Below are 22642 nucleotides of genomic sequence, written 5' to 3'. Positions count from 1 at the left end.
AACCAATGGATACTGTACAAAATAACCAAGCAGCAGCTGCTAAAACTGCACGGGTCCCGGTGGCCCATCCCATGCTGGCCATGATGGGGATGCTGATTGGGGGCTTCGTCGGGATGTTTAGTGAAACGTCGTTAAACATTGCTTTACCGCAATTGATGACGCAACTAAACGTGTCGACGGCAACTGTGCAATGGTTAGTCACCGGCTACATGCTGATGATTGGAATTGTGTTACCGTTATCAAGTCTAATTAGCAAATGGTTTACCACCCGGCAAGTCATTCTCTTTGCCTTGGTGGACTTCGCCGTGGGTGCCGTGATCTCGGCGTTGGCTCCCGGCTTTGGCGTATTACTGTTCGGCCGGATGATTCAGGGGATTGCCACTGGATTGATTCTGCCACTGATGTTTACCGTGGCGATGCAAATCTTCCCACCTTATAAATTGGGGGCGGCCATGGGGATGATCGGGTTAGTCATCATGTTTGCCCCCGCCGTTGGTCCTACGCTGGCTGGTCTGGTCTTAGGTCTAGCGTCTTGGCGGTGGATCTTCTGGCTGTTTATTCCGTTTTTGATCATTGCCTTTGTCTTTGCCGTGATCTCGCTGAAAAACATTGCACCGGTCACTCGGCCTAAAATCGACTTCCTGTCCATCCTACTATCGATGGTTGGGTTTGGGAGTCTAGTGGTCGGGGTCAGTTTGGCTAGTGATCACGGGTGGGGCTCCGCCGTTGTGTTAGGTAGCCTCGTTCTTGGAATCCTGGTGCTGGCCTGGTACACCCACCGGCAACTGACCATGGAGCACCCCATCTTAAACTTGCGGGCCTTCGCCATTCCCGGTTTCCGGGTCGGCGCCAGCCTGGTCATGATTAACTTTGGAATTATCCTTTCCGCCATGTACCTGTTACCGATGTACATCCAAAAGGGACTATTGGTTCCGGTTGCCTTGACCGGGATCATCATGTTTCCAGGGGGACTAGTTAACGCCTTTGTTTCCGCAGTTTCCGGTCGGTTGTATGACCAAATCGGCGCTCGGATGCCCGCCATGCTGGGTTTTATCATCTCGATGGTTGGGGCGTTGATGCTGGCTTTGACGACGACGCATAGTGCGATTTGGTACGTGATCTTAGCCCACATTGTCTTGATGATTGGGGTCCCATTGGCCATGTCGCCGTCGCAAACCCACGGGTTGAACTCGCTGACCGGGCCCATTGCCGCCGACGGGAGTGCCATCATGAACACCTTACAACAGGTGGTTGGGGCCATTGCTACGGCGGTTGCCACTAGTCTATTAGGTATTGGGCAAGCCGCTTACTTTGCTAACGGCGCGCATCAAGCCGCTAGCGCCTTCACTAACGGTGCCCACTACGGGTTTTACTTTACGTTGATTTTAACCATTGCCGGGTTCTTGCTGGCCATGCGGTTACCAAAACACAAGGAAACCGTGCGTTAGGTTGACGGCAATTGTGACAAATATTAAATGAACCTTGAATTTTAAGGCGTCATCGTTAACGGTGGCGCCTTTTAATTGGACATAAGCTAGTTTCAAAGACTAGTTCAGCCCAAAGTTAGTGTGCACTAACCAAGGTGCTTATGGCGATATAATCATCAAATTGACGGATGAGTAAGTCGTCTAATTAACTCCCCAATACGTCTGTTAATTAGGCAATAGTTCATGGTATACTCTTGAAAGAGTTAGGGGGAGTATAGCATGGACTTAGGACAACAGATTCGCGTCGCCCGTAAGCAGCATAACATGACACAGGCTTATTTGGCACAACGACTGGGTGTCCAGCCGATGGTCATCGATAGGTGGGAAGGGGCAATTTGTAATCCAGCCCCTTCACAACTCAAAGAGTTAGGGAAAATTTTGGACATGTCGCTCAATCTGGGCAATCGAACTGACACCGATCGGGGGATGGTGTCAGCAAGTAATCGATTCTGGCCCTGGCGAGCGGTTGCTCGGTATTGGCGGTAGTGCCGTGACGAGCGCAAAAAAAGCACCGATCAACTGGGGGCTGATCGATGCTTTTTTTAATCGTTTTCGTCGGATTCGACGGTCGTTTGTTTGGGTTTTATGGGATTGACCGTAACTTCAAACCAGTTGATAAAGGAATTTTCGTAATCCAGAACCTTCAAGTCGAAGTTTTCCAAATGAACCACATCGTTGATTTTAACGTCAGGATAATTGTCAATAATGTATCCCGCCAACGTCACAGTGTCGGTGGATTCAAAGTCCTTAATGTCGACGCTAAAGTACCGTTCAAAGTCGTAGGTGGTCATCTTACCGTTGACCTGGAAGGTGCCATTGGGTTGCTTAAAGATGTATTGATCATTGGCATCGTCGATTTCATCGCGGACCGTTCCGAAGAGTTCTTCGTAAATGTCCTTATCGGTGATAATCCCGGACGTCCCACCGTACTCGTCAACGACCACGACGATTGGCGTCTGGTGTTTGATCATCTGTTGCAACACCTGCGTAATCGGCGTGGTTTCGGGCGTGGTGGTAATGTCGCGCAGCAATTTGTCGATTTTAATGGAAGAATCCACTTGTTGTTGGCGAATCAAATCGTAATTGTAAACGTAACCCAGGATCTTATCCTTGTCGTTATCGGCCACGACCGGCAGGCGACTGAACCGTTCCTGTAGATACATGGTCAGGGCTTCCTTCACCGTGGCGGTGATATCGATGACCGTTAATTGCGTCCGGTCAATCATGATGTCCTTAGCGACCTTGTCGTTTAATTCAAAGGCCCGTTGCATGTAGACTAAATCGTTTTTTTCTAGTTCGCCGCCTTCCACGGCACTCCGGGAAAGGCTCAGAATTTCGGCTTGAGAGAAGACTTCGTCGCTTTCGTTAGCAACTTTGAGTCCCATTAACTTGACCACGCCGGTCGCACTGGTGTTCAGTAACCAGACGAACGGGTAGAAGATCACGTGGCAGTAATGCAGTGGCGTGACCACTAACATTAGGACCCGCATGGGCATATCAATGGAAATGTTCTTCGGCACAATTTCGGTAAAGACCACTTCTAAGTACGTCAGGAGTAGGACCCCGATGATGGCGCTCACCGTGTGGGCCGTGGCCCCTGTTACGTGTAAAGGCGCGACACCAGCTAACAGGATGTCGACGAAGAAGGTTTCCCCAATCCACCCGAGGATAATCCCGGCAAGCGAAACCCCCACTTGAGTCGTTGATAAATATTCATTTAAGTTCGTGACCATCTTCATGGCACGATTTAACTTAGTCGAAGGCTTGTCACGTTCGTCAATTTTTTCCTGGAGCGCACTCGGGCGCGTCTGGACTAAAGCGAACTCGCAAGCCACAAAGAAAGCTGCAAAGAAAAAAGTAACTAAAATAATCACTAAATTCACAACTATCTGACCACTATCCACACATCATTCCTCATTTCACTTATTCTATCTTTCTATTATAACGCGTCTCCACGTCATTTTGTAGATATCAGATTGTTCCAAATTCTACGCCCTTGGGCCCCTGAACGCAACCGAACACGGCGATTATTCGGGGGAATTGTCAAATCGGCTATTGGGAAGTCGTTGAAAACGCTTAACTAGTTAAAATAAGTACCCACAATCGTTGTGAGTGACGGGAGGGAGACCAAACGAGAGACCTTATGGTTGGGGACATAAGTTATTGACTGGCTAATCCACTGAATAATAGTAGAGACTGCTTAACGTTTGGGTTAAAAAGGACTAGACTGAATTTAGAAACGTTAAAGGAGATTTTGGATTATGGCAGATACACCAAAGAAAGACAAAGCAGAAGAACCGAAAATTGACATTCCGGCAGAGGATGTTAAGAAAGCGGCTGCACTGATCTTAAAACCGGGGTATGTGACGAAACACGATCTACCAAAAATGGTAGAGTTGCCTTGGGCAACCGCATTAGCGGATGCGGTAACGCAGCACTTCTTAAACGATGACGACGATCACGATCCGTACGTCTACTTCGAACAATTCGACTACGCCGGTGGGGATATTGATTCCATCATCTTTAACATGGATGTTATCCCAACGCGAGATAAGGCACTGGAAATTTTAGGGCATGAAGTTGGCGAAAAGTTAGTCACACCACCCGAACATGTTGAAAACTTTAGAGGTTAAAGACCGATTTTAAAGGGCGTCCCCGCGGGGGCGTCTTTTTTTGTGTGTCCGGGACGGGGACGCTAATTATACGTGGATTAAAATAATTTATGATTCAAGTGGTTTAAAGGCGCTTTGATTCGCCACTAGGGTCAATCCGGTTTAACCCCCCAAATGGTGTTACACGTCATTTGCTTCCCGGCTAGACTGAACCGACCGGCTATTCGCTAACCGTGCATGTGGTCGCATGCAATCGGGCAACTAGTGGTTGCTATAACTAGTTTACAGGGGTCAACGGCCAACTGATGACAGCAGCGATAAATCGTCCCGTAATTAATTAACCATTATGGGAATTGTGTCCCAAAACGGCTGGTTTATTTAGGCCGATGCGTTAATATGATAATTGAATAATCAAACATACTTAAATTATATTAACGGCTGGCCGCCGTTAGGACCGAACTCGGGGGACGAGTTCGGTAAGACGCCATTAAAGATAGGGGAGGGCCATGCAAAACTTTGGAATCTTGATCCCGGCATTAGATCCGGACGAAAAACTCATCACACTGTTACGGCAACTATTGGCGAGCCAACAGGCCATTACTAGCATCGTGGTCGTGGATGACGGGAGCGATGCCGCTCATCAGGCCATTTTTACGCAAGTGCAACAGTTGCCCGATAATCGATTACACTTATTGCGCCACGCCCGGAACCAGGGGAAGGGAGCGGCCTTAAAAACCGGTTTTCGGTATTATCTACACCAGGCTAAGACGGCACCGGTCGCGGGGATTGCGACCATGGATGCCGACGGTCAACACACCGTTTCCGCACTGGAACAGTGCCTGCGGTTAGCGACGGGGCGCCCCCACGATCTAATCATTGGGGCCCGACAATTTACCGGGAATGTCCCGTGGCGTAGTCGTTTTGGGAATATATTAACGGATAATTTAGTTCGGGTATTAACTCACCAAACCATTAGCGATACGCAGACGGGACTCCGAGTGATTCCGCTAGATTACGTCCGCCTCGCCGTTGATTTTCCCGGCGACCGGTTCGAATTTGAATTCGATATGTTGTTGGAAGCGAAGAAGCACCACGTCACGATTAGCGAACAACCGATTCCCACCATCTACCTCGACGGTAACGCGTCGTCGCATTTTCGGGTGATTCGCGATTCACTGGCGATTTACGCGCGATTCTTTAAGTTTGCGGCGAGTGGTCTGGTGTCGTTTATCATTGATATTGGTCTATTTAGCGTCCTGATGTTACTACTGGACCAGAATCAATCGTTGCGGGCCATCATGGTGGCAACGGTACTGGCCCGGGCGGTGTCGTCGATCGTGAACTACCTGGTAAATCGGCACGTGGTGTTCGATAATGCGGGCGAACAGACCCTGCTTAAATACGTGGCGTTATTAATTGTGCAGACGTTAGCTTCGGGCTACTTAACGCACGGGTTAACGCTGGCCCTCGGGATGATCTGGCAGAGTGCCTTAACGCCCACCTTAGCTAAGCTGGCCGGAGACTTTTGCCTGTTCTTAGTGAGTTACTATATTCAAAAGAATTTGATTTTTAAGAGGCGATCCCATGTCGAATAAACGCCGCGCATTAAACATCTTAGCGGTCGTATTATCCGTGATTTATCTGTTATGGCGGGTCTTCTTTACGATTCCGTGGCACGCTCACTTATTTACCCTGATTTTTGCGTTATTGTTGGTACTGAGTGAGATTATTTCTAACTTTACGGGCTTCATGTTGATCTTTTTTCGCATGCTGGCGACGCGTCAGAAACAAGACTTGCAGATCCCGGGTTACGATCCTCAGCAACCGTTGCCGGACGTGGATTTGATCATCGTGACGCATAATGAAGACGTGGACCTGTTACGTAAGACCATCAATGCGGCGACCTATATCAAGTACCCCAATCATCGTCAGGTTCATATCGTGGTGGCCGATGACGGGAACCGGCCGGAAGTCCAGGACCTGGCGACCTACTACCACATCCGCTACATCGGGATGGAGGGCAACAAGCAGGCCAAGGCGGGGAACATCAACCATGCCTTAGAACAACTAAAGTCGCCGTTATTCGTGATTTTCGATACCGACATGATCCCGTTTTCCGGTTTCTTAAACGATACGGTTCCGTTGTTCCAGCAGAACTTTCAGGAACTAAAGGACGACCCGGATCACGCGGAACCGCTGGGTTTTGTGCAGACACCGCAGAGTTTCTATAACGCGGATATCTTTCAATTTAACTTGTTTTCCGAAAAAATCGTGCCCAACGAGCAGGACTTCTTTTCCCGTGACGTGAACGTCTTGAACGGGGGTAACAAGCGGGCCCTGTTTACCGGGTCCAATGCGGTCTTTTTACGGGAGGCCGTCGATAAGGTCGGGGGCTTTCCCACTGACACCATCACCGAGGACTTCGAATTGGGGACCGAACTGAACATGGCAGGGTACATCAGTCTGGCGACCAAGGTACCCCAATCCAGTGGGATTACCCCGATTGACCTGAAGGGGGTCATCAAGCAACGGACGCGCTGGGCCCGGGGCGTGATTCAGAGCTGTCGCAACCTGCACATCTTTACGAACCCGAAACTTTCCTGGATGAACCGGCTGATTCTGATCAACACCTACTTCTACTGGTGGGCGTTTTTCCGCCGCATCGTCTACATCATCGCGCCGATCCTGTACGCGTTGTGGAAGATTCAGGTCGTCAACGCGAACTTCTGGGTCCTGATGATTGTCTGGGCGCCGGGCTACTTCCTGCTACATTACGTCATGGGGGATACCTCGGGGCGCGGTAACCGGGAGGGCATGATTCGTAACGAACGGTGGGGTGAGGTGCAAGAGACCTTCTTTGCGCCGTACCTCTTCATTCCCGTGATCCTCGAAACCATCGGCATTAAGGCCAAAAAATTCAAGGTCACTTCGAAAAACGTGACCTTCTCGTTGAAGGATAAACTCTACATCATTCCGTACCTGGTCCTGTGGTTGGTAACGTTAGTGGCCATTATCAAGTTTAATTACGGCAAATACGGGTCCGAAATCCTGGTCGGTAGTGTCATTACCTTCTGGTTATTGATGCACTTTATCAACCTGAGTATGTGTCTGTTCATCGCGATGGGCCGCCACGTTTACCGGAAGAAGGAACGGTTCACGCGGACCGTTCCGGGGAAGGTCAAGCTCGCTTCCGGGCGGGATTGGCATCCCCTGATCACCAGTGACGTGTCCGAGGGTGGGGTCGCCTTTACCTTCACGGATACGGGAAGTCTGGCACTTCAAGCGGGCGATGCCGTGGAGATTCGCCTGAAACGACAGCACGTCTGGATCACGTTGACCGGTAAAATCGCCCGGGTCGCTCACCGGGGCAAGCAACCGATCTACAGTGCGCAGGTCAGCGTGGCGCCGGACCATAACCGCGACAATTACCTGCAACTGATTTACGACGGGGCCAACGAAACGTTGCCCCAGGTGCAAGACGCCTGGATTACCCCGTTTGACGAGTTGTACATGAACCTGGTCGTCCGGACGCAGGCGTACGAACGGCGGTTGAGTCACCGCTTTAACCGGGTTTAACGCATGATGAAAATTTAAGGGTGCCGTGTGGGCACCTAAAGGGGAGCAAGCCATGACAGCCTGGATTGGCGGGTTAAGTTATCTACTAGGATTATTGGGCTACACCGGATCGCTACGGCGGTTGGGGGTCAGCCCTTATTTACGTTGGATTACGGCCATGTTGGTCCAAATTCTGTTACTGTATGGGTTTGCCATGTTTAACCAACTCCGGTTCGGAATTTACTTGATTACCGGCGTCGGGATCGGGTTGTGGGTCTTGTGGCAGATCCTGGGCCTGTTTCACCGGGGCAGTCTACCGTTTGAAGGTCTGCATCTGTTCGATTTTTGGATGGTGGTGCTGGGCTGGGCGATGGCCGACGTCTTGGGTCACAGTCCGTTGGTGCACTACGATAACTTCTCGCACTGGGCCGTGATGGTCAAATTCATGGTCTTTAGCGGCCACCTGCCGGGAGCGGGGGACCACCTAATCTCGTTTACCTCGTACCCACCGGCGACGGCGCTGTTCATCACCCAGTTTGTCACCTGGACCGGATTTAGCGAGGGCGCCATGTTAGTCGCCCAGTTTGGGTTGATCTGGGCGGCCGCTTACGCGGTGTTTGCGGTACTCCGGGACCGGACACGGGCGCTGACCGCCATGATCCTGTGCCTGACGATTGCGGGGTCGTTTGTCTTTAATATCGCGATTCGCCTAAATAACCTGTTGGTCGACTACGTTTTGCCAATCTTGGCCGTGGCCGCCTTAGCCGGGATCTTCGCCTACCGCACGCGGCCGTGGCTCCTGTGCGGTCACGTCGCGGTCTTCGTGGCGGCGCTCTTACTGGTGAAAAATTCGGCAACCTTTTTTGTGGTGGTCATCGCCGGTTACTTCGTGGTGACGTTATTGAAAACGGGCCGTACCGGCTGGTCGATCCCCGGCAACCTCTTACGGGCGGCTGGAACGTTGGCCCTGGGGAGTCTGCCGTTTCTGGTCTGGCAGTGGCACGTGCACACCACGTTTCCGGTCTCCAAACACGAAATTAGCGCGCAGGCCTATCACCAACAGTTAGCGGAGGAGAGCCCCGCCGTCTTGCTTAAAATTGCCCGCAAGTTTGGGGAGCAGCTCCTAAATCCCCAATCGTTGTCCACGCAGGGAATTTTGCTGATCAACGTCCTGCTCATTGGTACGTGGCTGATCCTGCGTCTCGCTAAAGGGCAGCGTAGCGGGTTACTGAAAACGGCGCTGGGACTTGACCTGATGTTTGGTCTGTACGACGCTAGCCTATTGGGGATGTACGTGTTGTCGATGCCCTACGCCGAAGCCATCTTATTGGACGGTTTCGAGCGTTACCGGGGCAGCATCGTGATCCTGGGCCTCTACATAGGAGCGATGGTGCTGGTCCGGGAGCTGGACGCCAACTTTTACGAACAGAACTTTGAAAAACGGGACTCGCGGGCGTTTGCCACGATCACGTCGAAAAACGCGTATCAGCTGAGTACTTTAGTGGCGGGCTTCTTTGCCATCACCATGATGTACTCGGAAATTACGGGGACCAACTTTACCAATCGCATGGCGCATAATACGCTACCGCTACAGCTACAGCGCTGTTCACGGCCGTGGACGCACCTGAACCACCGTAAGGTCTTGGTGGTCGATCCGCACGCCGTGGACGTCAACGACTACTATGCCGGGTACGCCGCACGGTACTATTACTTTACGGATCGGGCCGTGGGCCAAGAAGACTTCATGGTCCCACCCACAGTGTTCAAACAAACCGTGCAGGCCTACGATTACGTGGTGATTCCGGAATTTCACCGGACGTTTACGGTGCTGACCCAGAAGGTCTACCACCAGCACATCATCACGGGACTGTACCGGGTGACACCGCAGCGGTTGATTCGTGAACACTAAAGTAACCTGAAACGGTTCATTAGATTGTCGGTCCCGGTGGGAAAGCGGGTCGACGTTTAGGATTGGAAAAAAGGGGAAATTACTACCGTGACGTGGTTAGGACTAGGTTTTTATGGATTAGGTGTCTTGGGATATAACGCAACTTTTCGCCGGTTAGGGGTCAGTCCGTACCTCTCGTGGGTGACCGATTTTTTAACCCAGATTTTATTACTATACGGGTTCGCCATGGTGGGATGGCTGACGGTGGGCATCTGGGCCATCACCATATTGGGTGTAATCATGCTGGTGGCCTGGACGATTCTCGGTCGCTTCGGCCGGGGCGCCTTACCCTTTGAAGGCCTGCATCTGTTCGACGGTTGGATGGTGGGATTAGGCCTGGTCATGATCGACGTGTTGGGCCACAGTCCCCTGGTGCACTACGACAACTTCTCGCATTGGGCCGTGATGGTGAAGTTTCTGACCTTTACCGGCCACTTACCGGGTGCCCACGACACCATTATCTCGTTTACGTCCTACCCACCGGCCACGGCGCTGTTCATTACACAGTTCGTTCACTGGGTCGGCTTTAGCGAAGGCGCCATGTTGATCGCGCAATTTTTGCTGATCTGGGCGGCTTCGTATTCGGTCTTTGCCATCTTACGGGACCGGACGCGCGCCCTGACGGCATTTTTACTCTGCCTAACCATCGCGGTATCCTACGTGTTCAACATCAACATCCGGTTGAATAACCTGCTGGTCGATTACGTATTACCGGTTCTGACCGTGGCGGGGCTGGTCGGGATCTACGTCTACCGGCAACGACCGACGCTCCAATGTGCCCACGTGGCGCTGGTCGCGGCCAGCCTATTGTTGGTCAAAAACTCAGCGACCTTCTTTGTGGCCGTGATGGCTATCTACTTCTTGGCGGTTCTGATCACCCAGCAGCGGCACAGCTGGTACCGCAATACGGCCACCGTCCTGGGCCGGTTTGGCGGGACGCTGGTGGTGGCGGCCTTACCGTTTCTTTGGTGGACCTGGCACGTCAAGCACACCTTTAGTGAATCGAAACACGAAATCAGTGCGCAGGCTTACAGCCAACAGTTAAGTCACGAGGGTGGGGGCACCGTCGTCAAAATCGGGCATAAGTTCTTGGACCAAATCTTCGGGGGCCAGTCATTGTCGACGGCGGGCATCTTGCTGATTAACGTCTTACTGGTGCTCTGCTGGCTATTGATCCGCTGGCGGACCCACCACCGCAACCCGCTGTTAAAGACGCTTTTAGCTATCGACGGGATGGTACTGCTGTATTACGGGAGTCTGTTCGGCATGTACGTACTCTCGATGCCCTACGCCGAAGCCATCACGCTCGACGGGTTTGAGCGGTACATGGGCAGTACCGTCATCTTGGCGTTGTTTATCGGGGCGATGGTGCTGGTGCGCAGTATCGACTACGCCTTTTACGAGCAGAACTTTGAGAAACGCGATCTGCGGGCCTTTCGGTCAATCGTGACTAAGAACGCCTATCAACTAGGCAGTTTCTTGATGATTTTCTTTGCCATCATCATGATGTACTCGGAAATTAACGGAACCAAGTTCACCAACGAGATGAACCGGGGGACCTTACCGGTACAATTGGCCCAGACGTCGCGGCCCAGCACGACGCTGAACCACGACCGGATTCTCTTGGTCGATCCGCATCCGGGCGATGTCGACAGCTACTATGCCGGTTTCTTAGCGAACTACTATTATTTCACCAATAAGGGTGTCGGGCAGGAAAACTTCATGGAGTCACCGGCCCAGTTCAAGCAAAACGTGCAACGGTACCAATACGTCGCGATTCCGGAGTACCACCACACCTTTACCGTGATGCTGCGGAAGACCTATCATCAAAACGTGCGCACGGGATTGTTCAAGGTGACACCGCGGGGGCTAGTACGGGTTCGAGCGGTAACCCCCACAAAATAGGAATGCTTAGGGACTGAAACTGGTCACCTTCCGGCTGGTAATGGCCGATAAATGCTCTACAAACTGACCGATAACATCATTAAAAAGATGAGTCAAAAAACGGGACTTCACGAATTTTTCGCGAAATCCCGTTTCTTATAGGCTAACGTTGTGAGGAGGTACCTGGTTGATTGAAACCAGGCCTAGTCGTTGTCTAATTCGGCGACGACTTTAGCTTTGTCGAGGGGAATGTTCCGTAACGCCAGCGCGTTGTAAGCGGCCTGGGTCATCTGAACTTCCTGAATGTATTGAATGTCGTTGTTTAAAATCCCGAGCAGGTTCCCGCGGACCTCACCTTGTTCGTCGATGGGGTCTTCGGAAAGGCGCAGAATGTTGTGCGACTTCGCGTAACGAAGGGCCATCATTTCCATCCCCATGTAGCAGACCGTGACCTGATCTTGAACCGTTAACAACTTGGCTACCTGTTGACAGATGAATTCGTTCAAGTTGTCGTAGTGTTCCAGAACGTCTTGGGTCTCGGGATCTTCGATGGTGATGTAGTTGAGGACGTCTTCGTAGTAGTAATACCGAATGACGGGCTGACCCTGAAGGTTCAAGAAATCGAATTCCTGTGGCTTGCCTTCGTCGTACAATAATTGCGTGTACTGGCGCCCGTCGGTGGCGTATTCCTCAATCATGTCGTTAGAACCGTCCGGGTTGAAATAGTCGATTTCCTTGACCGCCCGGTTGGTGTTGGGGTAGAGCTTCATCTGACCAATCGGGGCACCGTCGTATTCGAGCGCCAAATAACCGTCGGCGTTCATCAAGATGTTGGTGCCGTCCGGAACTGGTGCGCGGTTAAAGAAGAGGTAATCGTCGGGATTGTAGATGGTCCGTTTGGTGATGTAGTCGTACAGGTTAACGCTGTGCTTAATCCCTTCCTGCTTCATCGTGCCCGCAAAGTTGGGGGCCGACCCAATGGAGAGTAGGTGGAGTTTCTCCGCCTGTAAGAGTTTCTTTTCCTGTTGCCAAATGTCCATGTTGGTGTGGACACCATTAACTAATTCATAGCGCATCGACTAACTTCCTCCAATCTTCCGCGATCACGTGATCTTGGTAACGTGCAATCTTCTTAGCCGTGTTGGCCCGTAATGTGCCGTAATCGGCGGCCATAAACTTTTGAAGCGCCTGGTGAAGTTGACCAACACTGTAGTCGGCATCTTCGCGGTTAAAGTCTGCGAGGTAACCGGTCTGACCGTCATCGACCAGGTCCTGGGCCCCAAAACGGGCGTTAAACGTGATGATGGGGAGCCCAGCGTTCATGGCTTCGATGTAGGTCAACCCAAAGCCTTCGGAGTAGGACCCGGACACGTAGGCGTCAAACTTCGGGTACTCCTGATCCAACGTGGCGGATTGGCCACGCATGGTGATGTAATCGCCCGCCTTACCGTCTTCGATGGCCTGCTTGATGCGTTTTTCTTCCTCACCGGCCCCGAAGATATCGAGGGTCAGGTTGACCCCGTCTTCGTCGTGAAGTTTAACCAGGGCCTTAACGATGAAGTCCACGTGCTTTTCAACGGCTAACCGTGAGGCCGTCACGAATTTGATGGGGTTACCCGGTCGGCGTTGCAGGTCGATCTGTGGGTTGTCGCGCACCCCACCCACGGGGATGGTCACAATCTGGTTGCCACGGTCTGGGAAGTCGACCAACATGTCTTGACGTTGTTGGTCCGTCGAGACCACAACCTTGTCGACTTGATCGAGGTGGGTCAGCATGTACTCGTTGTAGTTGTTAAACAGCGGATAACGGGGGTCTTTCCGGTTGTTGAGCTGGTCGGCATGAATGACGTCGACGATTTTGAGCTGGTCGGAGTGCCGGCTGAACAGGGCAACTTCGGGATCGGTCCCCCGGTCAATCATGTAAATGTTCTTCTGGTTGTAGGCCAAGTTCAAGCGGTCGAAGAAGTAACGAATCAGTTGCATCCCGTTAGAGAAAAAGAGGTGCTCGCCACCGGCTTGATGGTACAGGTGGATGTTGCGGATGATGACCTTCCGGTGCTGATCATCGTAAAATAAAAACTTGGCCATTTTCTGACCGGTATTCATGTTGAAAATTTCTACGTGGTTAGACCCAACTAACAAAAGGTTGGTTTTTTTGTGCTTGTCCGGGTGCTTGATCATGTGATCGACCACGTGCAGGCCGCTTTCCGTGTAAGTATCCCGTTTCCGGTGAGTGTTCGTTGAATCAATCACCAGCTTGGTACTATGTTTGTGGAGCTTTTGGACGCCGTGAAAAAGGTACTCTTCCCCCAACGTGAAATACTCCCACATATTAATCACTTGGTCGTTGGCGAGTCCCCACCGCCGCATGGGCGCCTGAAGGTCGCGGTTGAGCCGATAGAAGAGGTATTTATAGGGGAGGCCAGCTTGCTGCAAGACCTTTCCCCGGTAAAATTCCGCGTGTTCAACCCCGGAATTTCCCATGCCAATAGTTCCGTTCACAAAAAATATCATGACTGATCCTCCTGAAATGATTGTGATTGCCAGTAGTGCTGCTTAGCCTGCCAGGCCGTGACCCCGGCGGTAACGGGGTCGGTGGGCGGTTGGTGAGCTAGGAAGGTGTGGCGTTCTTGAGTGATTTTTTTGATCCAGTTCTCGTCTTTGAGTTGCCGGGGCGTGACGAACACGACCAGGTTGTTGCAGTGCGGTAAGAGGGCGAACGGTTTGGTCGCCCCTTCCCGCACCTCCAAGGTCACGTGGGCGGCCGTCGCGTCGGGCGTTAAGGCCTGTACCGCTCCGGTGAATTGGTCGACGGTCAACGTCTGTTGTTCGTGCGTGGCACTGTCCATCAGTAGTAAGGAGCGAAAGATCACTTGCTCGTGGTGGGTGTTGACCAGTTCGAGGGTGTAATTAACGGCGTCAACCGGCATTTCGAAGCTACCCGCGGTCCCGTCGATAATGGTCGAGGTGATCTCGGTATCCTCAGAATCGAAGAACTTTAGCCGTAAGTAGACGCCGCCCCCGGTGACCGTGATGTTACCTTGAAGGTAGTAGGTCATCTCCGGTTGGAGAATGGGCAGTTCGGCGGTCAGGTGTTCCAGACCGTAGTTGCGGTGGGACCGCCAGTCGTGAATGACTTCACCCGGGGGCATCAGCGGCGCCCGAAACGTCACGACGTGTTCGGGCGTCATGCTGACTTGGCAACCGTATTCGTAGGTGCTGTGCAGGTGCCGGGGCCATAAGAGTAGGTAAGCAAGACTCATGAGGACACGACCTCCTCGTCGGCAAAGTGGCGGCCGTATTCTGAAGTGAGGATCATGCGGAACTGTTTGACAAACCAGGTGTTGACGGCCGGCGTGTTATCGTTATGCCGGCCCAGAATGCCCTTGTGGAGAAATCGCACGTGGGGGAATTCGTCGGTGATCCAGTCGAAAAGTTCCAGGAAAGTCGTATTATCGAAATCGTCCTGGTACATGTGCGCCACGGCGAAGGTGGTGTGGCTAAAGTCGCCTTGTTTGAATCGATGCCAGACCCGTTGATTGAGTTGTTGAGCCGTTTTGGGGGTTACGTCACCGGTGTGGGACAATAGAAGGTCAAACGAAGGCTGAAAATCCTGGGTCCGTTTGATTCGGCCGTTCGTGGCCATGGTTCCCAGGTTGATCAGGGGCTTACCCGCAATGATGGCGCGGGGCTTAAGTAGAGCACCGTAGTAAAAGGTCGCGACGGTCCCTTCGGAGATGCCGGAGAGGACCAGGTCATTGGGCGCAAAGCCCAGTCGTTTCAAGGTTGCTTGAATGACGGTGACAAACTGTTGCTCAAAGGCGTCGCTCCCGACGTAGAAGCCACCCCCGTTGAGACGCGGATCGCTGACCAGTAAGAAGGGCGCCCCGAAACGTTCCATCATGAAGTTCCCTTCAAAGTGATCGGTCATGTTGAACCCACTGAAGTACACGTTGAGGGGGGGCTGCATGTCCCCGGCGTCAAAGTAGGAATAGAAGTTTTCGTTGAGACTGCCGGGGATATGGTGAAATTGACCGCCGGGAAAGAGGCTCCCGAAGCGCTCCCGGCCGCGCGAGATGTGCACGAGGCCAATGTCGAGTTGGCCTTGCCCCATCGCCAGGACGCTGAGGGTGTAGTAATAGTCGGTATCGCCCAGGTGGAGCGTCTTACCGTTAGGATAATCGGCGGGGTTAAACGTCAGGGTGTGGAGTGGCTGATCGGTGGTTTGGTTGACCAGGGTTAGCTGGTAACGCACCAGGACCTCGTCACTGGCCTGAAATTCGGGTTGGAACGTTAAATCGCGATTGCGTCCGGCGTAGCCCTGAGTTTCCCAGATGACGACGGGTTGAAAGGCGTTGCCGAAGTTACCCGTGAGTTGCAGATGGTACCGGCCAAAGCGGTGAACGGTTCCTTCGAAGTTTCCTAAGACCCGGAGACTACCATGGTCGAGCTTGAACGAATCTTGCCCGGGGAACCAGTCACGGTTGATGGTGTTCGTCAGGGTCGCGGCGTCGTTCATGTTGATGGCAAAGGCACCCTTTAGGTCAAAGAGGGCCCGCACCGTCGGATTCAACTCGACAGACTCGTCGTACAGAATGTGGTTAGCGGGCAACGCCTCGAGAATTTCGAGGTTGTGCCAGGTGGGGTCGTCGAAGGAAAGGAGGAACAAGGCATTGCGCCAAAACGGTAGCAGGTAACCGGCCGGGGTTCGCAGTGTGTTGGGCATGCTGCGGGTCTGTTCTCTGTCGGGGAAGTAGCACCACTGAAAATCAGGGGTGAGTTGCGCCGGCTGAATCACCGGCTGGCCGCCCAACTGGACCACGGGCATTTGATGACTGTTCGCCATGGATGATAACCTCCTTCCAATAGGCCAAAAGTTTCGGTTCAGCAAGGTTTTCTAGAGAACTGATGGTGGCCACTAAGCTTTCGTTCCAATGCGCTAGCGTTCCTAAGTAATAGTCTAAGGCGGGCGTTAACTTGCGTAGCTGGGTGATGATCAACCCGTTTTGGTGGTTGCGCACGTAACCGGTGGTCGTCGTGTTGATTTGCGGGATACCGGCGCTGATTGCGGCAATCTGGAGTTGCAGGTCCGGCATGGCTCCCAGGTCGACGAGGACCCGGGCCGCACCCAAGATCCGCTGGCGTTGTTGGTCGTTGAGCCGATAAAGGACCTGAATACGTAAGAGTTGATCGAGGACTTTTAAGACCTCGGGGGGCAACTGGTCGCGGTCGACGGCTTGTTTCTGCTGAAGCTGGATTAGGAGCCCCTGCAGGAGTTGGGCCGTGGGGGATTCGAGGGGAATCCCGGCTAACGATAAGATTTGTTGCCGGAGGAGCGTAGTGGTTTTTTTGATGGCGGCTTGAGATGTGACGATGGTCGTCAGGTAGTGGTGCTCGTCTTTAGCCAACCAGGCGAGGATCTGGTGAGCCACCACGGTTTGGGCGGTCGTCGTTAAATGATTGACGGCCCAAACCACCGTTGTCTCGGGTAATTCCGTACTGTTCCCCAGCGCAAACGTGGTGGCGTAGGGGGAGACGGCTTCTACCGGCGTTCCCAGATTAGCGTTAACGTCCTTGAACTTGGTAATCATCTGGGTGGTCGGCACGATGACCCGTTCGACGGCCCCCAAGAGGTCTTCCGGTAAGGTTGGCGCCATCTGAGTGGATAGGAGGTAGGCGATGCGATGATGCTGGGCGAGCTGGGTTAAAATAGTGGCGGTACCCGGGTTAGCGTCACTGATCAAGAGGTCGGACCGTTGGGCGAGGTGGGCCTGAGTCCGTTCGGCGATCAATGCGTCTAGCGACTTGTAGACCCGCTGGGTGGTACCGTCCGCGGCGAGCAACTGAATCTGATTATCGGTCAAGCGCCGCATGACGGGATGGGTATCCGGGGCGAACCAGCGGGTTTCCAACCGTTGTCCCCGGTGGTTGTAGACGGTTAACGTGGAACAGAAGCCACGATCGTCGTAGACCTTGACGGTTCGTTGTCCGGTTTCGTCGGTCATTTCGACCCAACTGACAAAGCCGGCCGGGTGAAAGTGAACTTCACCGTAAAGCTGGCCGGCGCGTTGTAGTAGCACCGTGTCACTTAAGTAGACGAATTGAGTTCCGCGGGGCAGGGCCAGGTCTTCTAGACCTAACGGTAGGCCCGTCGCTTGGTGGACCTGTTGCAGGTCGTCGAAAACGTTCCACCAGGAAAGCGAGGTTAATTGGTTGGTTTGTAACTGATAGCGTAACCACGGCAGCGGTTGTAGTAGCAAGAGTTCGACGGGAACTTGATTGTCAATGAAGAGCCGGGCTAATTTAACGACTGGCGTATCGGCCAGTCTGAGCGCGTCGCGAGACCACGCCGGAATAATCACAGTCATCGTGACACCTCCTGAGTGAGCCATTAAATCGATTATTTATGAGTTATAAAGATAACAACGTCATGAGCCCCGGTTTACGGGTACGTCACGTCGATGGAGCCGTCGGGCTTGAACTCGAATTCGGACAACAGTAGGTTCCGCACGGCATCGCGGGCAAAGTCTTGTTTCATTTCACCGAAGGCCTTACGTCCGTCCTTCAGGTATTCCAGTAACGGATCGTGTTGGGCGGTGCTACGGTTGGTGGCGATTTGCCGTAACTGTTGCAGCATGTCGACCTGATCGATCCAGGCGTTGTCCAGCGACTTCAGCAGACACATTCGTTCGAAGTAAATCTGCTGATCATCGTTAATGTCCGTAAATTTCTGGGCTAAGTGATCGACCATAAGCTTTTGTAAGAAGGGTCCGGTCTCCTTGGGACGATCAGCGTGCCAGTTCTGGTCGATCACGTCGGCGACGACCAGGTGGTTATCGATGGTGTTCAGCACGTAATCGGCTAATTCGCTCCGCGTGGCGTGGGGATGCTTCTGGGTGAAGGTCTGTGCCGCCATCCGAAAGACACTCCCCATTAATGGGGTCAGATCCTTGCGCGTCATAATTTCTTGACGTGTCTGGTAGATGGTGTCCCGTTGAACCCGCATAATTTCGGAATATTGTAAGGTTTGATTCCGCGCCTGACGGTCATCCTTTTCGGCGTTGTGTTGTGCCTGGGTGATCAAGTGTTTGAAGCGGTGGCGGGTGAGAAATGGCTTACGGATGGGCTTAGCCGGCCGGTCCGCGGAACGGTGACGCTTGGCGTCATCTAACCGCCGCCGGTACCGCCGGAGCCACTTGGGGCCGTGTTCCAAGAGAATGGAATCCTCGATAGAAACTAAAAAGACGCTTTCGCCGGGGGCGCCTTGGCGGCCGGCCCGGCCCCGTAACTGGTTGTCGACTCGCGCGGAGTTCATCCGTTCGGTCCCGACGACGAGCAATCCCCCGAGTTCTTCGACGCCCGGGCCCAACTTGATGTCGGTCCCCCGGCCGGCCATGGAAGTGGCCACGGTCACGGCACCGGGTTGACCGGCTTCCTTGACGATCATGGCCTCCTTGGCCACACTACGGGCGTTTAAAAGGTTGTGGGGAATCTCTTCTCGCAAGAGAATCCGGGAAAAGAGGTTAGATAAGGAGACCGAACCGGTTTCGATCAGCACGGGCCGCCCCACGTTGTAGGCTTGTTTAACCATCTTTACGGCACTTTCTAGTTTCCGGTCGGTACTCATGAAGAGTTGGTCGGGCAAGTCGAGCCGTTGGGACGGTTTGTTGGTCGGAATCGGCACGACCGACAGCCGGTAGGTTTCCTGTAGCTCGGCGGCATCGGTCATCGCGGTCCCGGTCATCCCACTCAGGTGACTGAACATCCGAAAGAGATTTTGAAACGTGATGGAGGCCATGGTCCGGGTCTGGTTCGACACGGGCATCTGTTCCTTGGCTTCCAGTGCTTGATGCAGGCCGGCTTCGAGCTTCATCCCGGCAAGCTTGCGGCCGTTTGAGAGGTCCAGCAAAGAAACCCCGTCCTCGTCGACCACGTAGTCCCGGTCGCGGGTGAGGGTTTGGTGCGCCTTTAACGCTAAGACCAAGTGGCGGTACAACGTCCGGTGAGGGGCCGTCAGTAGGTCACTAAGGCCAAGGTATTCTTCCATGTGGGCGATGCCCTTAGGGGTGAACCAGACCTTTTTATGGTCGTTACTCCGCTCAAAGTCGATGTTTTGCCGGAGAAGACAAATCACTTGATCGGCAATTCCAAAGAGGTTGGACCGGACCCGCGGTGCCCCGGAAATGATGAGGGGCATCTGGGCCGAGTCGAGCAGAACCGCGTCGATTTCGTCGAGCAGGGCGAAGTGGAAGCCTTGGAGGAACCGTTCACTGGCGGAGCCGGCTAAATTATCCATTAAATAGTCGAAGCCTAGCGTCGAGTTGGTGGTGTACACAATGTCGGCGCGGTAGATCTCTTGGAGATTCCGGTCGTGCGGATCACCACCGGCCGGGGCCACTCCGGGAACGGCGGTAAGGCCGAGCCAACGGTAAACGCGGCCCATCTTCTGGGCGTCCCGGTAAGCTAGGTATTCGTTAGCGGTGACCAGAAAGTTACCGCTGCCCGTCAGCCCGTTTAAGTACATGGGCATGGTGGCGGTCAGGGTCTTTCCTTCACCGGTCTTCATCTCGGCAACGTTGCCGTCTTGCATGACGAGGGCACCTAAGACTTGGACGTCAAACGGGAACATGCCTAAAACCCGTTGGTCGGCTTCACGAACAACGGCGTACGCGGCGATTTTTAGGGAGTCGAGTGACTTTCCCTGGGCCAACTGCTGGCGGAAAATATCGGTTTGGGCTTTTAAGTCGTCGTCGGACATGGCCCGATACTTAGGGGCCAACGCAGTGACGGCCCGCATCTGTCGCTTGTACCTCTCAGGCGTTCGGTTATGTGAGAATGGCATCCTACTCATTTCTTTCCATCCGAATCAATAAGATTCTTCTGATTTAGCGGTAATCGGTAATTCCAATTATAGCATGTTGCGGAATATATAAAGGAGGAAATGTCACTGAAATGGGCCTTTTTCCCCAGAATCCCGTGGGACGGGGCCAGCAGCTGAGTTTTGATGTAGTGAATTCGGCTAATCAGAGAAATGGATTTGAGGCGCCCCTATAAAATAATTGATGGAAAATTCACTAAGCAAACGAACCACCCGGGAAACGGTCCCTGAGTTGGCGTAATCAGACCGTGAAATGAGTTTGACCTTTTACTGATAAATAAATTGATTACAAACGAAAAGGTGATAGACTCTAATCACACATCGGGTTGCATCAGGGATTAAGAGCCGAAATTAGCACTATAAAAATTGAGTGCTAATTATTTGCCTTTCTGACCAATACTGACTATTATAGAAAATGTAAAGAGAAACAAAGAACTTTGAAAGGGGTTATTGATAATGACTAACGAAATGATGAACCGGAACGATGACTTGTTTAATCCAATGAATTTCTTTAATGAAGTGGGTAACTTGGGCCGCGATTTGTTTAACGGCAACGATAACCCGATGAAGACTGACGTTGTAGAACACGATAAGGATTACGTTGTGACTGCAGAAATGCCAGGCTTTAAGAAGGAAGACATTCACGTGGATTATCGTGATGACACGTTACGGATCTCCGGGAAAACAACGGCCAGTCAGGACACCAAGGATGATGACGGCCGGATCTTACGGCAAGAACGTTCTAGTCAAAACGTGTCCCGGGCCTTCTACCTCCCAAACATTCAATTGAAGAACGTTTCTGCGAAGTACGACCAGGGAATTTTGACCCTGACCTTACCAAAGGAAACCGATCAAGAAAATCAACACAAGATTAACATTGATTAATTAGCAAACCTGAAAAATGCCGTTCCCGCGTCTGGGGAACGGCATTTTTTGGGTTAACGATCAATGCGGTCGAAAATTAGCATTAAAAGTTAGTGATGATGTGAAAATTACCGACTTTGTGAATGATTTGAGACGCTCAGATTTTGAGTTTTCACCTGAAAGGTGACTTAACCGTTGCCCCCGTAAGGTTCATAGCGTATTTTGTCAGGATTGCACTTACTTATTGGGGACAATTGAATTTATTATAGATAGTTTACACTGTATTAATAAATTTTAATCAGTCATAATAGTTGGAAAAATGAAATAACTATTGGGTAAATAAGCGGTATAAAACGGTTTCAACGGGTTTGACTCCGACTGATTTTCAACGAAAAAGGGGCAAAAAATAGGAAAAACCATTCAGTGTGTATTTTTATTTTTCCCTATTTGAATTAAACAACCAAAATGCACAATCTCCCGCGGCAACAATTAGTAGAAGAAATTTGCCCCAGAAATGTTCAACCCATTTATCCATAGGCCCAAAAATGTGGTAATATAAAATTATCTATTGAAATAAATAAAATGTTGTATTTGAAGTACTTAAGGTTAATGGGGCGATTTCATGAAGGGATTAGATCCAAAAAGAGCTTCTGAGCTGTTTCGGTCGAACAGCAAGGAGCACTTTAAGATGTACAAGGCAGGAACTAAGTGGCTTGTTGCTGGGATCTCAACGCTGAGTGGCCTCCTCGGATTAGGAACCGTATCAGGTTCGTCCGCTAAAGCGGATACCAAGACCGGGGCAGCTCAGCAAGTGGATTCTAAAGACGTGGCGGCGACGCAGGAGTCGGGGACGATTCCTGCTACCTCGCAGACCACGTCGACTTCAACGAGCACGACGGAAGCAACGAAGACCAGTACGACCACGGCGAGTGGCTCAACGACGAGTACGTCGACTGAGGGGACTAGTGGGTCCACCTCGACGACCGAAACGTCGACGACCACCGCTCAATCGACGACTACCAGTGAGTCAACTGCACAGACCAGCACGTCGACTTCAACGTCTACATCGACATCGACGTCGACGGCAGACAAATCAGCAACGTCCACCGCGTCCAAAACGACGGCATCAACCAGTACGACTAGCGAGGATGCGGCCTCGACCAGCACGACTAATAATAGCGGCTTAACCAGCACTAGTTCTGACGGGACTAGTGCTTCTACGAGTCTCTCAACCAGTGGCACCAGTACCAGCACAGCTAGCACCAGTACAGTTGATCCGTCGACGGCCTCGGCCAACGCTTCGGCTAGTGCTGAGACCAGCGCGGCGGAAGCCCAACTGGAAGACCAGATGGATACCATTGCAACACGTACGGCGTCGAGACGTTAAACTCTCTGATGACCACGTACGCGGCTT

16 protein-coding genes are annotated in these 22642 nt (G+C 52.3%); 9 read left to right on the top strand and 7 right to left on the bottom strand.

Annotated features, from left to right (window positions below):
- The first annotated feature begins 5 nt into the window (after positions 1-5).
- The gene (locus FD25_RS11465; protein WP_057804420.1) at positions 6-1448 is read left to right on the top strand and encodes a DHA2 family efflux MFS transporter permease subunit; all 1443 of its coding nucleotides are present in this window, start codon (positions 6-8) and stop codon (positions 1446-1448) included.
- A gap of 258 nt (positions 1449-1706) precedes the next feature.
- Entirely contained in the window at positions 1707-1973 is a 267-nt protein-coding gene (locus FD25_RS11460; protein ID WP_057804418.1) for a helix-turn-helix domain-containing protein, read from the top strand.
- A gap of 56 nt (positions 1974-2029) precedes the next feature.
- Here the strand turns inward: FD25_RS11460 and FD25_RS11455 are convergent, their stop codons facing one another.
- Positions 2030-3391 (bottom strand): hemolysin family protein, encoded by a 1362-nt coding sequence (locus tag FD25_RS11455; protein WP_057804415.1) that lies wholly within the window; start codon positions 3389-3391, stop codon positions 2030-2032.
- A 357-nt stretch (positions 3392-3748) separates the two neighbouring features.
- On the opposite strand from FD25_RS11455, the gene FD25_RS11450 reads away from it, so the two are divergent.
- From FD25_RS11450 to FD25_RS11430, 5 genes are all read left to right on the top strand, one after another.
- A complete protein-coding gene (locus FD25_RS11450; RefSeq protein WP_057804413.1) occupies positions 3749-4120 on the top strand; it encodes a hypothetical protein in 372 nt (123 codons plus the stop codon).
- A 485-nt stretch (positions 4121-4605) separates the two neighbouring features.
- The gene (locus FD25_RS11445; RefSeq protein ID WP_057804411.1) at positions 4606-5694 is read left to right on the top strand and encodes a bifunctional glycosyltransferase family 2/GtrA family protein; all 1089 of its coding nucleotides are present in this window, start codon (positions 4606-4608) and stop codon (positions 5692-5694) included.
- A complete protein-coding gene (locus FD25_RS11440; protein WP_057804409.1) occupies positions 5684-7675 on the top strand; it encodes a glycosyltransferase family 2 protein in 1992 nt (663 codons plus the stop codon). The genes FD25_RS11445 and FD25_RS11440 overlap by 11 nt, the downstream gene beginning before the upstream one ends.
- Positions 7676-7727: 52 nt before the next feature.
- A complete protein-coding gene (locus tag FD25_RS11435) occupies positions 7728-9563 on the top strand; it encodes a hypothetical protein (RefSeq protein ID WP_057804407.1) in 1836 nt (611 codons plus the stop codon).
- An 87-nt stretch (positions 9564-9650) separates the two neighbouring features.
- Positions 9651-11507 carry a glycosyltransferase family protein gene (locus FD25_RS11430; protein ID WP_057804405.1) on the top strand — a complete coding sequence of 619 codons (1857 nt, stop codon included), beginning with the start codon at positions 9651-9653 and terminating at the stop codon, positions 11505-11507.
- A gap of 182 nt (positions 11508-11689) precedes the next feature.
- On the opposite strand, the gene FD25_RS11425 is transcribed toward FD25_RS11430, so the two are convergent.
- The 6 genes from FD25_RS11425 to secA2 all read right to left on the bottom strand — a co-directional run bounded on the left by FD25_RS11425 (position 11690) and on the right by secA2 (position 20328).
- The gene (locus tag FD25_RS11425) at positions 11690-12562 is read right to left on the bottom strand and encodes a hypothetical protein (protein ID WP_057804404.1); all 873 of its coding nucleotides are present in this window, start codon (positions 12560-12562) and stop codon (positions 11690-11692) included.
- Entirely contained in the window at positions 12552-14000 is a 1449-nt protein-coding gene (locus tag FD25_RS11420; RefSeq protein WP_057804402.1) for a glycosyltransferase, read from the bottom strand. Before FD25_RS11420 ends, FD25_RS11425 begins: the two co-directional genes overlap by 11 nt.
- Positions 13997-14749, bottom strand: a complete 753-nt coding sequence (gene asp3, locus FD25_RS11415; RefSeq protein ID WP_057804400.1) for an accessory Sec system protein Asp3 — start codon at positions 14747-14749, stop codon at positions 13997-13999. The genes FD25_RS11420 and asp3 overlap by 4 nt, the downstream gene beginning before the upstream one ends.
- Positions 14746-16332: an accessory Sec system protein Asp2 gene (asp2, locus tag FD25_RS11410; RefSeq protein WP_057804398.1), complete on the bottom strand. Its 1587-nt coding sequence runs from the start codon at positions 16330-16332 to the stop codon at positions 14746-14748. Before asp2 ends, asp3 begins: the two co-directional genes overlap by 4 nt.
- On the bottom strand, positions 16256-17854 hold the full coding sequence (gene asp1 / locus FD25_RS11405) for an accessory Sec system protein Asp1 (RefSeq protein WP_057804395.1): 1599 nt from the start codon (positions 17852-17854) through the stop codon (positions 16256-16258). The genes asp2 and asp1 overlap by 77 nt, the downstream gene beginning before the upstream one ends.
- Before the next feature lie 74 nt (positions 17855-17928).
- Positions 17929-20328: an accessory Sec system translocase SecA2 gene (gene secA2 / locus FD25_RS11400; RefSeq protein WP_083484158.1), complete on the bottom strand. Its 2400-nt coding sequence runs from the start codon at positions 20326-20328 to the stop codon at positions 17929-17931.
- Positions 20329-20820: 492 nt separating this feature from the next.
- Between secA2 and FD25_RS11395 the strand changes: the two genes are divergently transcribed.
- Both FD25_RS11395 and FD25_RS11390 read left to right on the top strand, forming a co-directional pair.
- A complete protein-coding gene (locus FD25_RS11395; protein WP_057804393.1) occupies positions 20821-21249 on the top strand; it encodes an Hsp20/alpha crystallin family protein in 429 nt (142 codons plus the stop codon).
- A 601-nt stretch (positions 21250-21850) separates the two neighbouring features.
- Entirely contained in the window at positions 21851-22615 is a 765-nt protein-coding gene (locus tag FD25_RS11390) for a KxYKxGKxW signal peptide domain-containing protein (RefSeq protein WP_083484157.1), read from the top strand.
- Positions 22616-22642 lie beyond the last annotated feature (27 nt).

Origin of the sequence: Levilactobacillus acidifarinae DSM 19394 = JCM 15949 (assembly GCF_001434835.1) — a bacterium.
Taxonomy (GTDB): domain Bacteria; phylum Bacillota; class Bacilli; order Lactobacillales; family Lactobacillaceae; genus Levilactobacillus; species Levilactobacillus acidifarinae.
Note: the sequence above shows the minus strand (reverse complement) of the source record. Positions and strands in the feature narration are given on the sequence as shown.